The following is a 14,737-nucleotide window of genomic DNA, read 5'->3' on the forward strand; positions in this document are numbered from 1 at the left end:
AACAACTTGTCGCAGGGCTTCGATGCACCAGAACGCCGATCTCGACCACCGCTCCACCGCCAGCACGCAGGCTTTTGTCGTGGAGCCGCATCCGACGCCCGTGCCCGCGAACGAACGCACCGGCTTGATTGCAAACCCGGGCTTCGGGCGCGTGTTCACCGACCATATGGTGACGATCCGTTATAACGAGGTCGCCGGGTGGCATGATGCCAAGATCACCCCGCGTGCGGCGTTCCAGATGGATAGCGCGTCGGCCGTGCTGCATTATGCGCAAGAGATTTTCGAAGGGCTGAAGGCCTATCGCTTGCCCGATGGCGGGGCAGCTTTGTTCCGCCCGTCGGCAAACGCTGCGCGCTTCCGCGCATCGGCGGAGCGGATGGCGATGGTGCCGCTGCCCGATGAGCTGTTCGTCGAGTCGGTCCGCGCCATCGTGCGGCAGGAGGCCGACTGGATCCCCGATATCGACGGAGGCGCGCTGTATCTCCGCCCGTTCATGATCGCGAGCGAAGTGTTCCTGGGGGTGAAGCCGTCCAGCGAATATCTGTACGCGGTGATCGCCTCCTCGGTCGGGGCCTATTTCAAGGGAGGCGCGCCCGCCGTCACCCTGTGGGTGTCGCAGGACTATACCCGCGCCGCCCCCGGCGGCACCGGTGCCGCCAAATGCGGCGGCAATTACGCCTCCAGTCTGATCGCGCAGGCCGAAGCGACTCGCCAAGGGTGCGACCAGGTGCTGTTCATCGACGCAGTCGAGCGGCGCTGGATTGAAGAACTGGGCGGCATGAACATCTTTTTCGTGTTCGACGATGGCAGCATCGCCACGCCGCCGCTGACGGGCACGATCCTTCCCGGCATCACCCGCGATTCCTTGCTGACCTTGGCGCGCGATATGGGGCTCAGTGTCCGCGAAGAGCCGTATGCGATCGACCAGTGCCGCGCCGATGCCGAAAGCGGTCGGCTGCTGGAGGCCTTTGCGTGCGGCACGGCGGCGGTGGTCACCCCGATTGGCACGATGAAGATGCGCGATGGCGCATTCCAGATCGGCGGCGGCGGGCCGGGGCAAACCACCCAGCGTTTGCGCCAGGCGCTTATCGATATTCAGCGCGGGCACGCGCCTGATCCGTATGGCTGGCTCGAGCGCGTGATCTGAAAGCGTGAATCCGGGCTTTCCAAGCGCGGATTCGCAGCCTAAAGCACGCCGCTCCCGGATTGGGGCGTCGCCAAGTGGTAAGGCAGCGGCTTTTGATGCCGCCATTCGCAGGTTCGAACCCTGCCGCCCCAGCCAATCTCTTCATCACGATTCTGCATGGGCAGAAAGTCAGCGGTCGACAGATGCGGAGCCGCGCTTGAAAGACGCAGCGACCATGACGATGCTCCGCTTGATCCTGCTCGGCCTGATCGCCATCCCTTTGGGTTGCAGTCCGCTGGCGGCACGAAGCAAGCACGCCAAAATCGCCCTGACCTTCGATGACCTGCCGGCGCTGACGATGGCGAAGGACCAGCCTTATGTGACCGGCTTGAACGCCGACATTCTGCAGGGCCTGCGCAAGCACAGGATCCCGGCGACGGGCTTTGTCAACGAATCGAAACTCAACGAGCTGGATCGGCCGCAACAGATCGCCGTTCTGGAGCATTGGCTCGATGCCGGCATGGACCTGGGGAACCATACCTTTTCCCACGAATCGCCCAATCGCCTGGGCGCGGCCGCCTACATTGCCGATATTGCGCGCGGCGAGCCGGTCACGCGGGGCCTGCTCGAAGAACGGCACCGTCGGATCGGCTGGTTTCGCCACCCCTATCTCGAAACCGGCACGCCGGAGGCGGTCAAGCACGAGATCAACGCTTGGCTGACCGCGCATGGCTACCGCATCGCGCCCGTTACGATCGATGCCGATGACTGGGAATTTGCCGAGCCCTATGATGCCGCGACCATCGCGCGGGATGAGGCGACGCGCGCGCGGATCCGGCACCTCTATCTCGCCCATACCGCAACGACGATCCGCTGGTATCGCAGCGCAGCGCATGCCCTGTTCGGGCGCGATATCGCCTATGTCATGCTGCTGCACGCGACGCGGCTGAATGCAGATTCAATCGATGATCTCGCGGCCATCCTCCGGCGCGAGCATCTGCGACCGGTGACGCTATCGCAGGCGATGAAGGACCCGGCGTACCGCACCCCCGATCCCTATGCCGGAAAAGAGGGGATCGAATGGATCGAGCGCTGGTCGATGGCGCTGCACAAGCCGCTGCCGTGGAGCAGCTTCACCGACGTGCCGAAAGAGATCGAAGCCGCCTATGACCGGGTCGATCACGATCGGTGAGGTTCAATCGCCGGTGACGCCGAGTTTCGGCCGCCGGACCTTGATTTCAAACACCAGTCCGCGCCCGGCGTCGCCGCGCCGCACGTTCAGCCGCCCGCCATGGGCATGGGCGACCCGGTCGACAATCGAGAGACCGATGCCCGAACCTTCGACGGGTGAGCCGGCCCCGCGCCAGAGCCGTTCCGTCAGGCGCGCCAGATCATCCTGCGGCAGCGGCGGGCCGTCATCGCTGACAATGATGTGGCTGCTGCCGCTGCGGACGTGGATCGCCGTCCCGGGCGGGGTATGGCGGGTTGCATTATCGAGCAGGTTCTCGAGCGCGAGCGTCAGGGCCTCGCTATAGCCGTAGACCTGCGCCGGTCCGGAATCGCGATCGAGCGCAATGCTGCGGCCCGATGCCAGTATCGCAGGGGCGCGATCGGCGACGACCTGTTCCGCCAGGCGGTGAAGATCGACGGTTGTTCCGCTCGATTCCAACGGTCGCTCCAGCTCCGCCAATGCCAATAATTGGGCAATCACCCTCCCGGCGCGATCCACGGCCGCCATCAGGGCCGAGCGCGCCTCCGCGTCGGCAATCGCATCGGCGCGCAGCCGTATCGCCGCCAATGGCGTCCGTAATTCGTGTGCGACATCGGCGGCAAAGGCGGTTTGCACCCGGATCGCGGCGGCGAGACGGTCCAGCGCGGCATTGGCCGCCTCGGCCAGCGGCTCCGCTTCCAGCGGGAGTAGACCGCGCGGCAAGCGCGCATCGAGCGATTGCGGGCCGATTTGCGCGGCCGCCAGCGAGACCATGCGCATGCGGTGCGTCAAACGGCGGGCGAGCAGCGCGCCGATCACTGGCACGAGCAATGCAATCGGCAGTGATATCAGCGCGAAGCGCGAGAGGAAATTGCGCACGACATCGTCGGTGACCACCTCCGGGTCGGCATCGTCTTGCGATACGACGATCCAGCCAACCGAGGCGGGCAGGCAGAAGGCCTGGATCGCACCCTTGCGAAAGAAATGCGATGTCTCATCAAGCGGAGCTGCCGCCAGGATCTGCGGCCGCGGCGGTCCGTAGGAATTCAGCACCCGGCGATTCCGGCCGATCACGCTGACTGCCATGCCATTGGACAAGACCACGGGTTGCGGCGCACCGGCCTGCCCGAACGACGCCGAAAGCGCCGCCTGTCGGCGCAGCAAATTCCGCTGAAAATGGTCGGCGGTCTGGTGCAGCAGGGCAGACGCGCTCCACAGCAACGTAATCGCGGCGACCAGCGCGATGCCGACATGCAGCGCGATAAACTGGCCAAGCAGCGAGCGCGGCGCGCGCACTCTCACGCGGCGGCGACCATCATGTAGCCGACGCCGCGCACCGTCTCGATCCGCGCGCAGCTCGATCCGTCTTCCAGCTTCTTGCGCAAGCGGTGAATATAGACCTCGACCGCATTGGACCCCAGATCGCTGTCGAGGCCGAAGAGCTGATCCTCCACGACGGTCTTGGGCACGACCTTGCCCGATCGGCGCAGCAGCAGTTCCAGCAACTGCGTTTCGCGTACGGACAGCGCCAGCGGCTGGGCATCGATATAGGCGACGCGCGTCTCGACGATGAATTCCAAGGCCCCGCAGCGGAGCGACTTGCCGGTATAGCCGTCGCGCCGCCGGAGGATGGCAAGCAGGCGCGCGTGCAGTTCATCGACGTCGAAGGGTTTGACCATATATTCGTCGGCCCCTTCGTTCAGGCCGCGAATGCGGGCATCGATCGCGCCACGCGCGCTCAGCACCAGCACGGGCCGCGTGTCGCCGCGCGCGCGCATCCGCGTCAACAAAGCGATGCCGTCTTCGTCGGGCAAACCCAAGTCGAGCAACACCGCCGCGTAATCGATTGCGGCGAGATACGCTTCGGCCTCGCCAACGTCGCGTGCGCGTTCCACCGACACACCGCGCCGCGAGAGGGCATCGACCAGCGGCACCGCCACTTCATCGTCGTCCTCGACCAACAAGACCCGCATTCTCGGACTTTCTGCACTGCAGCAATTTGTAAGCGAGATGTAAGCTGGCTTACGTAGAGGTGCCAGCCTTGCCGCAATAGGGTTTCCGATGCACGCTTCTCCGACACCCGAATCCCTGCCCCAGACCCGCACGCTGGCCCCGGCCACGCAGACACGCTGGCTGGTCGTTGCCGCCGTCTGCGCGGTTGGCGCGGTGCTGTTGTGGTTCGCCGTCGAGCGCCTGACTCACCGCGAGCCCGCCGCCCCGCAACCGACGCCGCCGGGAACCTTGCGGCTGACCGCCGACCAGATGGCGGGATTGAAGACGATGCGCGTCGGCTATTCGGCCTCGGATGACCGCACGCTGGCGAGCGGCGCGATTACCGTCGATGGCGATCGCAGCACGCCGGTGCTGATGCCCTATGCCGGCCAGATCGTACGCGTCATGGCCGATGCCGGGCAATATGTCCGCGCGGGGCAGCCGCTGCTGCTGGTCAAGACCAGCGATTTCGTCGATGCGCGCAGCGGCCTGTTCGCGGCGCGCGCGGCGTTCCAGAATGCGCAGGCGCAATTGGCGACCGCGACGCGCAATGCCGAGCGCCAGCGCCAGATTTTCGAAACGGCGGGCGGCGCGCAGAAGGATTATCTTCAGGCGCAGACCGATCTCGTCGCGGCACAGGCGACCGCGCGCACGGCGGCGGCGGCGCTGGGCGCAGCGCGCGACAAATTGTCGATCCTGGGCAAGACGTCGGGCGAAATCTCGCGGCTGGAAAGCGTCAGCGAGGTTTCGGGCATTCACGACCGCACGACGCTCCACGCGCCGATCGGCGGCCTGATCGCTTCGCGCGATGTGTCGGCCGGGCAATATGTGTCGCAAGGCGGCGACAAGCCGGTGATGACGATCACCGATCCGTCGCATGTCTGGCTGATCGCGCAGATCGCCGAAAGCGATGCCAATGCGGTGCATGTCGGGGATTCGGTGACGGTGACGACGCAGGCGCTGCCGGGACGCAGCTTCCATGCAACGATCGATCTGGTCGGCGCGGCGCTCGATCCGCAAACGCGCCGCCTGCCGGTCCGCGCGACCATCGCCAATCCCGATGGGATGCTGAAGCCGCAAATGTTCGCCAGCTTCTCGATCCAGCGGCCGCAACGCGGCACCGCGCTGCGCATCCCTGCAGAAGCCGTGATCCATGAGGGCGAAACGGCGCGGGTGTGGGTGGTGCGCCCCGATGGGCTGCTCCAGGCCCGCACGATTACCGCCGGTGACGCGCAGGATGGCACCATTGCCGTGCTCGCCGGTCTGAAGTCGGGCGAGCGGATCGTCACCTCGGGCGCGCTGTTCGTGAACGAGGCGGGTCTCGGCGAATGAACCGCCTGGTCGAATTTTCGCTGCGGCAGCGATTGCTGATCGTCGGCATCTTTGCCGCCATGCTGGTCGCGGGCGCGATCGGTTTCTGGAACCTCAATATCGAGGCCTATCCCGATCCCGTGCCGCCGATGGTCGAGGTCATCACCCAGACGCAAGGCCTGTCGGCGGAGGAGATGGAGCGCAATGTCACCATCCCGATCGAGGTCGGCATGGCGGGCATTCCCCATTTGACCGCGATCCGCGCAATCTCGCTGTTCGGCCTGTCCGACATCAAGATCCAGTTCAGCTATGACCTGACCAATGAGGCGGCCAAGCAGCAGGTGATCAATCGCCTGTCGCAATTGCCGCCGCTCGCGGGCGGGGCGCAGCCGTCGCTGTCGCCGACCAGCCCGGTCGGCGAAATCTTCCGCTACAAGATCAGCGCGCCGCCGGGCTATTCGGTGATGGACCTGAAGACCTTGCAGGACTGGGTGCTGCAACGACGCTTCAAACGCATTCCGGGCGTGATCGACGTGACTGGCTGGGGTGGCAAGCTGCGTGCTTATGATGTCGTGATCGACAATGATCGGTTGTCGGCGCACGGCGTCGCGGTCGGGCAAGTGCTCGCCGCGCTAAGCAAGAGCGATGGCAATGTCGGCGGGCAGACGATCAACTTCGGCGCGCAGGCGGCGATCGTCCGCGGTGTCGGGCTGATCCAGTCGGTGTCGGGGATCGAGAATGTGCTGGTCGGCACCGCCAATGGTCAGCCGATCCTGTTGAAGGACGTCGCCCATGTCGAGATCGGCAATGCGCCGCGGCTGGGTATCGCCGGCTATAACAATGAGGACGACATCGTTCAGGGCATCGTGCTGATGCAGCGCGGCGCGCAATCGATGCCAACGATCGAAGCGGTGCAGAAGGAAGTCGCCGACATCAACGCCTCGGGCATCTTGCCGCCGGGCGTGCATCTTGATCGCATCTATGACCGATCCGACCTGATCCACCTGACGATCCACACCGTGCTGGAAAATCTGGTGGCGGGGATCGCGCTGATCTTCTTCCTGCAATGGGCGTTTCTCGGCAATTTGCGCAGCGCGATCATTGTTGCCGCGACCATTCCCTTTGCGCTGGCCTTCGCGATCCTGATCCTGGTGTTGCAGGGCGAGAGTGCGAACCTGTTGTCGGTCGGCGCGCTCGATTTCGGGCTGGTGGTCGATGCCAGCGTCATCATGGTCGAGAATATTTTCCGTCATATGGTGGAACGCTCAGCGCATGTCGAAGGCGGGCGCGGCCATTATACGCTCGCCAGCCGCTTCTCCGCGGTGTTGGGGGCGAGCCATGAGGTGAGTCGGGGTATCTTCTTCGCCGCCGCGATCATCATCGCGAGCTTCTTGCCGCTGTTCACGCTGACGGGCGTCGAGGGCCATATCTTCGGGCCGATGGCAAAGACCTATGCCTATGCCATTACCGGCGGCCTGATCGCGACCTTCACGGTCGCGCCGGTGCTGGCGACGATGCTGCTGCCCGATAAATTGTCCGAGGTGGAGACATGGATCGTCGCGCGGCTGCGCCGCCTGTACGAACCTGCCGCCGCCTTTGCGCTGGGCAATCGCGTGCTGGCGATCGGGGGTGCGCTGCTGCTGCTCGGTGGGGCGATGGTTGGCGTGCGCTCGCTTGGCATTGAATTTCTGCCCCATCTCGAAGAGGGCAACATGTATATCCGCGCCAGCCTGCCGGCCTCGATCAGCCTGGAGGCGGGGCAACCGGTGGTGGATGGTGTGCGCCGCATGATCGCGCAATATCCCGAAGTGGAATCGGTGTTGTCGGCGCATGGACGGCCCGATGATGGCACCGACTCAACGGGCTTCTTCAACGCCGAGTTCTTCGTGCCGCTGAAACCGGCCGGTAGCTGGCCGGCCGGCGTGACCAAGGAAACGCTGACCGCCGAACTGTCGAAAAAGCTGCAGGCCAAATATCCCGGCGTCGATTTCTCCTTCTCGCAATATATCGAGGACAATGTCGAAGAGGCCGCGTCCGGGGTGAAGGGTGCCAATTCGATCAAGCTGTTCGGGCCGGATCTGCCGACGCTCGCCAAATATGCCGATGCGATCAAGGCGGAGATGGCCAAGGTCAAGGGCATTGAGGATCTGGGCGTGTTCCAGTCGCTGGGGCAGCCGACGGTGCGGATCGATGTCGATCGCGCGCGCGCCTCGCGTTATGGCCTGACTCCCGACGACATCAACGCAACGGTGGCGGCCGCGATTGGCGGGCAATCCTCGGCCGAACTGTATGAAAAGGGCACCGACCGGCACTTCCCGATCGTGGTGCGCCTGAAGGCCGAACAGCGCGATTCGATCGATGCGATCCGCCGTATCACCATTGGCGCACCGGCACCCAATGGCAGCGGTACGATCCAGGTGCCGCTGTCCGAAGTCGCCGATATCAAACTGACATCGGGCGCATCGTTCATCTATCGCGAGCATCAGGAACGCTACATCCCGATCAAATTCTCGGTCCGCGGACGCGATCTCGGCGGCGCGGTGGAGGAGGCGCGGGCGCGGATCACGCGGAGCGTGCATTTGCCGACGGGCTATCATCTCGAATGGGCCGGCGAACTCGACAATCTCACCAACGCCGTCGCCCGGCTGGAGGTGGTGGTGCCGATCAGCCTGCTGTTGATCCTGTTGCTGCTCTATGCCAATTTCGGGTCGATCCGCGACAGCCTGCTCGCCTTCTCGGCGATCCCGATGGCGATTATTGGCGGCGTGCTGGCGCTGGCGTTGAGCGGCACCGCGTTCAGCATTTCCTCGGCGATCGGGTTTGTCGCTCTGTTCGGCATTGCGGTGATGGACGGCATTCTCGTCGTCACCACCTATAACCATGCGATCGACGAATATATGGGGCGGCAGGGGGCGTTGGCGACGACGGTGCGGCACAGCTTGCGCCCGGTGGTGATGACGTGCCTGGTGGCGGCCATCGGCCTGCTCCCTGCCGCTATCTCTAACGGCATCGGCAGCCAGGTGCAGAAGCCGCTGGCGCTGGTGGTGGTGGGCGGCATGACGCTTGCCCCGCTGCTGATCCTGCTGGTGCTGCCGGTGCTGATCGATCGCTTCTCGCGCCGGGTGCCGCCGGGGGATCGCGGTGCGCACGGGCGCGATGTCGGGCACCACCAGCCCCCCGCCGCCGATCATGGGGAGATGCCCGCATGAAGCGCCTCTTGCTCGCCTTGCTCGCCGGGTCGGTATCGGCCTGCGCAGTCGGCCCGCGCGACCTGGATCCGCACGTCGCGTTACCGCCGCCTGTCAAACCGCAGAGCTTCGCGCCGCGCGCTGGCGAGGCGCAGGTGGCGCAGACCGGCACGGTGGCGAGTGACTGGTGGCGCGCGTTCGGTTCTGCCGATCTCGATGCGCTGGTGAACGAGGCGCTCGGCCATGCGACCGACATCGCCGTCGCGGATGCGGCCTTGCGCCAGGCGCGCGAGCTTGCCGGGGCGGCGGGCGGCGCGGCGTCACCGCAGGTCGATGCGAGCTATCAGGCGCAACGCACGCGCGTGTCCAAGGCGCTTGCGCCCGCCGTTACCGATGCGTCGCAATATCTGTATTCGTTGCACACCGCGCAGGTGACGGTCAGCTATTCGCCCGACGTGTTCGGTGGAACGCACGCCAAGATCCGGTCGGCGCGCGCTGCGGCGGATGTGGCGCGATATCGTCTGGACGCGGCACGCGCGACCGTCGTGTCCAATCTGATCCAGGCCGTCATCCAGCGCGCCTCGCTGGCCGACCAGATCGAGGCGGCGCGGGCGAGCCTGGCGGTCAACCGCGACATTCTGCAAGCGCAGCGCCGCCGCCAGCAACTCGGTGCCGTGGGCGAGGCGGATGTGGCGACCCAGCAGACCGCCTTGGCGACGGCGGAAGCGGCGCTGCCGGCACTGGTGCGCGCTGAGGCGCATCAGCGCGTGGTGATCGGCACCTTGCTCGGTCGCGCGGCGGGGGGCGATTTGCCGACGTTGCCGACCCTTTCAGCACTCTCGCTGCCGCGCGAAGTACCTTTTGCCCTGCCATCGGACCTGGTGGCGCGCCGCCCCGATGTGCGCGCGGCGCGGGCGCAGCTCGAAGGGGCAGGGGCCGATGTCGGCGTGGCGATTGCCGCGCGGCTGCCCAGCCTTCAGTTGAGCGCGACCGCTGGCGGTGAAGCGCAGCATTTGTTCGACCTGTTCCAGAACGGCAATCCGTTCTGGGCGTTGCTTGGCGGCGTTACCCAGCCGATTTTCCACGGGGGGGCCTTGCGCCACCAGCAACATGCTGCCGAAGCGGCCTTGGACGGCGCGAAGGCGCAATATCGCGCGGCGGTGCTACAAGCCTTTGGCGATGTGTCGGACGCGTTGAGCGGTCTGCGGACGGATGCCGATGCGCTGGATGCCGCGGCCCGCGCGAGCGATGCCTCGGGCCGTGCTTTGGGGTTCGTCCGGCGCCAGTTGGCGCTGGGGGATGTCGGCACGCTGGCGCTGCTCAACGCCACCGCCGCCGATGCACAGGCGCGGGCGCAGCTCATTCAGGCCCATGCGGCGCGCTTGGCCGACACCGTTGCCGTGTTTCAGGCGGCAGGTGGCGGTGTCGTCACCGATTGAGACGTGATAGCGCGGCCTATTGCGATCACGAGGAGCTAGAGGATGCCGGAAGAAGGTTTTGAAATCCGCGGCGCGCATGAAGAGGAAATCGAGGAGCGCGCCCACCACCGCGAACCGCTCAGCCAGAAGATCGCGCTCTTTTCGGCGGTGCTGGCGACGCTCGGCGCGATCGTCAGTTTTCTCGGCGGTCACACCCAGAACGACGCACTCTATTACAAGAATGAAGCCGTGCTGATGAAGGCGCGGGCATCGGATAGCTGGGCCTATTATCAGGCGGAGGATATCAAGCGGCATTTGGCCGATAGCGTGGCCAAGATCGCGCCCGCTTCGGCCAGCGCCGCGGCGGCGGATTCGCGCAAATATGCCGAACGTGCCCGGGAACTGCGCGCTACGGCGGAAGAGCTTGATCGCAAATCCGAAGAGGCGGATGCGGAGTCGCGGCGCGCGCTTTCGCCCCATACCAAGCTCGCCATCGCAATGACCTTCATCCAGATCGCGATCGCGCTTGCTTCGATCAGCGCGTTGACTCAGCGGCGCTGGCTGTTGTGGGGCGCAGGCGCGTCGGCGGTGCTGGGCGTTGTGCTGAGCGTGGTTGCGTGGATTTGACGCGCGGCGAACCCGCCCAACCTCGACCGTAGCTCCTGCGCGTGTAAGGGGCGATTGATGGATCGGGATGGAATGAGACGGGACAGCGTCGCGGGCGTGTCGGTGGCAGCGTTGCTGCTGCCCGAGGCGATCGCTTATGGCGGCATTGCCGGTTTTCCACCGGGCCAGGCGCTGGTCGCGGCGTTGGCCGGGATTGCCGCTTATGCGCTGGTTGGGCGCAGTCGCGTCGCCATTGTTGCGCCGACCTCGGCATCGGCCGCGACGCTCGCTGCGGCGACGGCATCGCTTGCCATAGTCGACCCATCGCAGCGGTTGCTGGCGGCGGTGGTGATGGTCGGGCTGGTGGGGCTGTTGTTTCTCGTCGCGGGGGCGCTGCGGCTTGGTTTTGTCGCGGCGTTCGTTTCGCGGCCCGTGCTGCGCGGCTTTGCGATCGGGCTGGCGGCGAGCATCGTGCTGCGCCAGTTTATCGCCACCACCGGGGTCGCACCGGGCGATGGCAACGTGCTGTCGCAACTGGCCGTGACGGTCGCCCATATCCCGGGGTGGAACGGTGCCAGCCTCGCGATCGGGGCGGGGGCGCTCGCGGTGGCGTTGCTGCTGCGGCGCTGGCCCATGGTGCCGAGTGCGCTGGTCTTGCTGGCGCTGGGTACGCTCCTGGCGTCGCTCGTCGATCTTCGGGCATGGCATGTGCCCCTGGTCGGCGCGATCGACTTGACCTTTGCCGCGCCGCGCTTGCCGCAGCTCGATCACGCGCATTGGGTGGCGCTCGCCTCGGCCGCCATGCCGCTGGCGTTGATCGTGTTTGTGGAATCCTGGGGCACGATGCGCTCGCTCGCGCTCAACCGCGGGGAAAGTGTCGACCCCAATCGCGAGCTGGTGGCGATCGGTGTTGCCAATCTCGCCGCCGCAGCGGTGGGCGGGCAAGTGGTGGGGGCGGGGTTTTCCGCCGCGTCTGCCAATGACAGCGCCGGGGCGGCGACGCGGCGCGCCAGCCTGATCGCGGGCGGCGTTCTGATGGCGTTGATGGCGCTGGCGCTGGGGCTGATTGCGCGCGTGCCGATGCCAGTGTTGGCCGCAGTGGTGGTTTCAGCTTTGCTCCACGCGCTCGACCCGTCGCCCTTGCGGCGGCTGTGGCGGATCGACCGCGACCAATATGTGGCGAGCGCGGCGGCGCTGGGTGTGCTGGTGCTGGGCGTTTTGTACGGCATGTTGCTGGCGGTGGGGTTGTCGGTACTGGCGATCATCCACCGGCTGGCATCGCCCGAAATCGCGCAGCTCGGGCGGCTCGGCACGGGGCGTGATTTCGTCGATCTGTCGCGCCACCCGGAGGCTTTGGTGCAAGCCGATGTGCTGGTGCTGCGCCCCGGCGAACCCTTGTTTTTCGCCAATGCCGAGCGAATCATGGCGCTGGTCGAACGGCGCGCAGTGGCGCAGGATGCGCACACGGTGATCCTCAGCCTGGAGGAAAGCAGCGATTTGGACAGCACGGCAGTCGATGTTCTGAGCGAAGCGTCGATCCGCTTGGGGGCAGCCGGGCGCACATTGGTGCTGGCACGGCTGAAGGATCCGGTGCGCGATTTGCTCAATGCGAGCGGCCCGGCCTTGGTGGAGCTGGCCGGGCGCAGCGCACGCAGCGTCGCCGACGCGGTCGATTCAGCGACACGCCCTTTTTCACAGGAGACAACGGTATGAGAACCAGCCGCGAGCCGATGCTTCTTCCCATACACCTCGACGCGCTGCGCCCGACGCAGATGACGGTCGGCTTGCGCGAAGTCGAGCGCAAACGCGCGGAATGGCGCGGGCAGCGCGACGATGCCGGCAAGTATCTTGGGCGGCACATGATCCCGGTGGTGCTCGGCCCCAAGGGCAAATCCTATGTGATCGACCACCATCACCTTGCGCGTGCGCTGGTCGAAGAGGGGCAGGAGGAGGTGCTGACCACCGTGATCGCCGACCTGCGGCCGCTCAGCCAGGATGCCTTTTGGGTGTTCCTCGACAATCGCGGCTGGCTGCACCCGTTTGACGAGCAGGGCCAGCGTCGCGGCTATGACGATATCCCCAAACGCATTCGCGACCTTGCCGATGATCCGTTCCGCTCGCTGGCGGGTGCGGTGCGCCAGGCGGGCGGCTATGCCAAGGAAACCACGCCGTTCAGCGAATTCATCTGGGCGGATTATCTGCGCCGTCTGATCAAGCAAACGACGGTCGAAAAGAATTTCGACAAGGCGCTCGACAAGGCATTGGGCTATGCGCGGTCGCATGAGGCGCGGTTCATGCCGGGCTGGTGCGGTGTCGACCCGGACCTTGCGCATCACGTATGAAGCGTGCCGTTTCCGGCTAGCTTCGGTGCGCCCGGGCGATTAGGGGGCGTGGCGATGTTGCGCCGCCGAATCCGAAGCCGGGCGGTTGGCGGGACATTGTTAAAAGACAGATCGTCCGCTTCCGGTGCCGGATAGGTGTACGCACACCGTTTGGGCGTACCGGCGCTGGCGCGTGAATTCGGAGTCGCCGATGCGCATCTACCTCCTGGCTCTTCTGGCTGGCATTACGGCACCGGCGATGGCGCAGACCACACCAGCTGCGGAGTCGATCACCGCGGCCTCGGCCCCATCGCTGTCCGACATTTTCGCCGTCCACGGCCAGTTCACCCTCACCGCGCAAGGCACGCCGGGCTTTAGCTCGCCTTATGCGGGGCAGAACAGCCTGACGCCGCACCAGATCAAGGAAACGGTCGACGCGACGCTCTATGCCGGGGTGCGCCCGTGGCAAGGCGGCGAGGTGTGGATCAATCCGGAAATGGACCAGGGCTTTGGCCTGTCCAACACGCTGGGCGTCGCGGGTTTCCCCAGTGCGGAGGCGTATAAGGTTGGCAAGAGCAATCCCTATTTCCGGCTGCAGCGGCTGTTCTTCCGCCAGACGATCAATCTCGGTGGCGCGCGCGACGATGCGACCGCGACGCTCAATCAGTTCGCCGCCCGGCGGACGGCCGACCGGGTGGTGGTGACGCTCGGCAAGTTCGGGGTCGGCGATGTGTTCGATACCAACCGCTACGCGCATGATCCGCGCGCCGATTTCATCAACTGGACGCTCGTCGATGCCGGCAGCTTCGATTATGCCGCCGACGCCTGGGGCTATAGTACGGGTGCGGCGGTCGAATGGTATCGGGGGCCGTGGACGGTGCGGGGTGGGCTGTTCAACCTCTCCAAATTTCCAATGGCGAGACGCTGGAACGCGATTTCAGCCAGTTTCAACTGGATGGCGAAATCGAGCATCGCCACAAGATCGGGGCGCGCGACGGTGCTGTCCGCGTCACCGTCTTCCGCAATCATGGGCGGTTCGGGCGTTTTGACGATGCGCTGGCGCTTGCTGCAAAGACGGGTGCGGCTCCCGACACCGCGCCGGTGCGCGATTGGCGGACGCGGATCGGCGCGTCGGTCAATCTGGAGCAAGCGGTAACGGCATCGGTCGGCGTGTTTGCGCGCGCAGGGATCGCGGACGGGCAGATCGAGCCCTATGACTTCACCGATGTCGACCGCACCGCCTCGGCCGGCGTTTCGATCAAGGGCGCGTCGTGGGGGCGGGGCGGGGACACGGTCGGCATCGCCGCTGTCGTCAACGGCATCTCGGCTACGCATCAGCGTTATCTTGATGCCGGTGGCGTCGGGGTGCTGGTCGGCGATGGGAAATTGCCGCATCCGGGTGCCGAAGCGATTGGCGAAGTCTATTATTCGTGGGTGCCGATCGGGCCTGTCTCGATCACTGCCGATTATCAGGTGATCGGCAACCCTGGCTATAACCGGGATCGCGGGCCGATCAGTGCCTTTGCGATCCGCTTGCACGGGCAGTTTTGAGGGCGGGCCGCCCT

The 14,737-nt window shown here is 65.7% G+C and carries 10 protein-coding genes, 1 tRNA gene and 1 pseudogene; 10 read left to right on the forward strand and 2 right to left on the reverse strand.

Annotated elements, in window-relative coordinates:
• Positions 1-22 precede the first annotated feature (22 nt).
• The 3 genes from H4W01_RS05970 to H4W01_RS05980 all read left to right on the forward strand — a co-directional run bounded on the left by H4W01_RS05970 (position 23) and on the right by H4W01_RS05980 (position 2,318).
• On the forward strand, positions 23-1,147 hold the full coding sequence (locus H4W01_RS05970) for a branched-chain amino acid aminotransferase (protein WP_209610288.1): 1,125 nt from the start codon (positions 23-25) through the stop codon (positions 1,145-1,147).
• Positions 1,148-1,207: 60 nt separating this feature from the next.
• Positions 1,208-1,282 (forward strand) — tRNA-Gln (locus H4W01_RS05975).
• A 79-nt stretch (positions 1,283-1,361) separates the two neighbouring features.
• Entirely contained in the window at positions 1,362-2,318 is a 957-nt protein-coding gene (locus H4W01_RS05980) for a polysaccharide deacetylase family protein (protein WP_209610289.1), read from the forward strand.
• 3 nt (positions 2,319-2,321) lie between these two features.
• Here the strand turns inward: H4W01_RS05980 and H4W01_RS05985 are convergent, their stop codons facing one another.
• Positions 2,322-3,638 carry a sensor histidine kinase gene (locus tag H4W01_RS05985; protein ID WP_334685171.1) on the reverse strand — a complete coding sequence of 439 codons (1,317 nt, stop codon included), beginning with the start codon at positions 3,636-3,638 and terminating at the stop codon, positions 2,322-2,324.
• On the reverse strand, positions 3,635-4,309 hold the full coding sequence (locus H4W01_RS05990; RefSeq protein WP_010408453.1) for a response regulator: 675 nt from the start codon (positions 4,307-4,309) through the stop codon (positions 3,635-3,637). The genes H4W01_RS05985 and H4W01_RS05990 overlap by 4 nt, the downstream gene beginning before the upstream one ends.
• An 88-nt stretch (positions 4,310-4,397) precedes the next feature.
• Here H4W01_RS05990 and H4W01_RS05995 point away from each other — a divergent pair, with 88 nt between their 5' ends.
• The 7 genes and pseudogenes from H4W01_RS05995 to H4W01_RS06025 all read left to right on the forward strand — a co-directional run bounded on the left by H4W01_RS05995 (position 4,398) and on the right by H4W01_RS06025 (position 14,723).
• The gene (locus H4W01_RS05995; RefSeq protein ID WP_209610290.1) at positions 4,398-5,660 is read left to right on the forward strand and encodes an efflux RND transporter periplasmic adaptor subunit; all 1,263 of its coding nucleotides are present in this window, start codon (positions 4,398-4,400) and stop codon (positions 5,658-5,660) included.
• Entirely contained in the window at positions 5,657-8,848 is a 3,192-nt protein-coding gene (locus H4W01_RS06000) for an efflux RND transporter permease subunit (RefSeq protein ID WP_209610291.1), read from the forward strand. Before H4W01_RS05995 ends, H4W01_RS06000 begins: the two co-directional genes overlap by 4 nt.
• Entirely contained in the window at positions 8,845-10,266 is a 1,422-nt protein-coding gene (locus H4W01_RS06005) for an efflux transporter outer membrane subunit (RefSeq protein ID WP_209610292.1), read from the forward strand. The genes H4W01_RS06000 and H4W01_RS06005 overlap by 4 nt, the downstream gene beginning before the upstream one ends.
• Positions 10,267-10,308: 42 nt before the next feature.
• Positions 10,309-10,872, forward strand: coding sequence for a DUF4337 domain-containing protein (locus H4W01_RS06010; RefSeq protein WP_010408459.1), 564 nt, complete (start codon positions 10,309-10,311; stop codon positions 10,870-10,872).
• A 72-nt stretch (positions 10,873-10,944) separates the two neighbouring features.
• Positions 10,945-12,564, forward strand: coding sequence for a SulP family inorganic anion transporter (locus H4W01_RS06015; protein ID WP_209610293.1), 1,620 nt, complete (start codon positions 10,945-10,947; stop codon positions 12,562-12,564).
• A complete protein-coding gene (locus H4W01_RS06020; RefSeq protein ID WP_209610294.1) occupies positions 12,561-13,193 on the forward strand; it encodes a ParB-like protein in 633 nt (210 codons plus the stop codon). The genes H4W01_RS06015 and H4W01_RS06020 overlap by 4 nt, the downstream gene beginning before the upstream one ends.
• 238 nt (positions 13,194-13,431) lie before the next feature.
• A pseudogene (locus tag H4W01_RS06025) lies at positions 13,432-14,723 on the forward strand (carbohydrate porin).
• Positions 14,724-14,737 lie beyond the last annotated feature (14 nt).

This window comes from Sphingomonas sp. PL20 (assembly GCF_017875905.1).
In the GTDB taxonomy this organism is placed as follows: domain Bacteria; phylum Pseudomonadota; class Alphaproteobacteria; order Sphingomonadales; family Sphingomonadaceae; genus Sphingomonas; species Sphingomonas echinoides.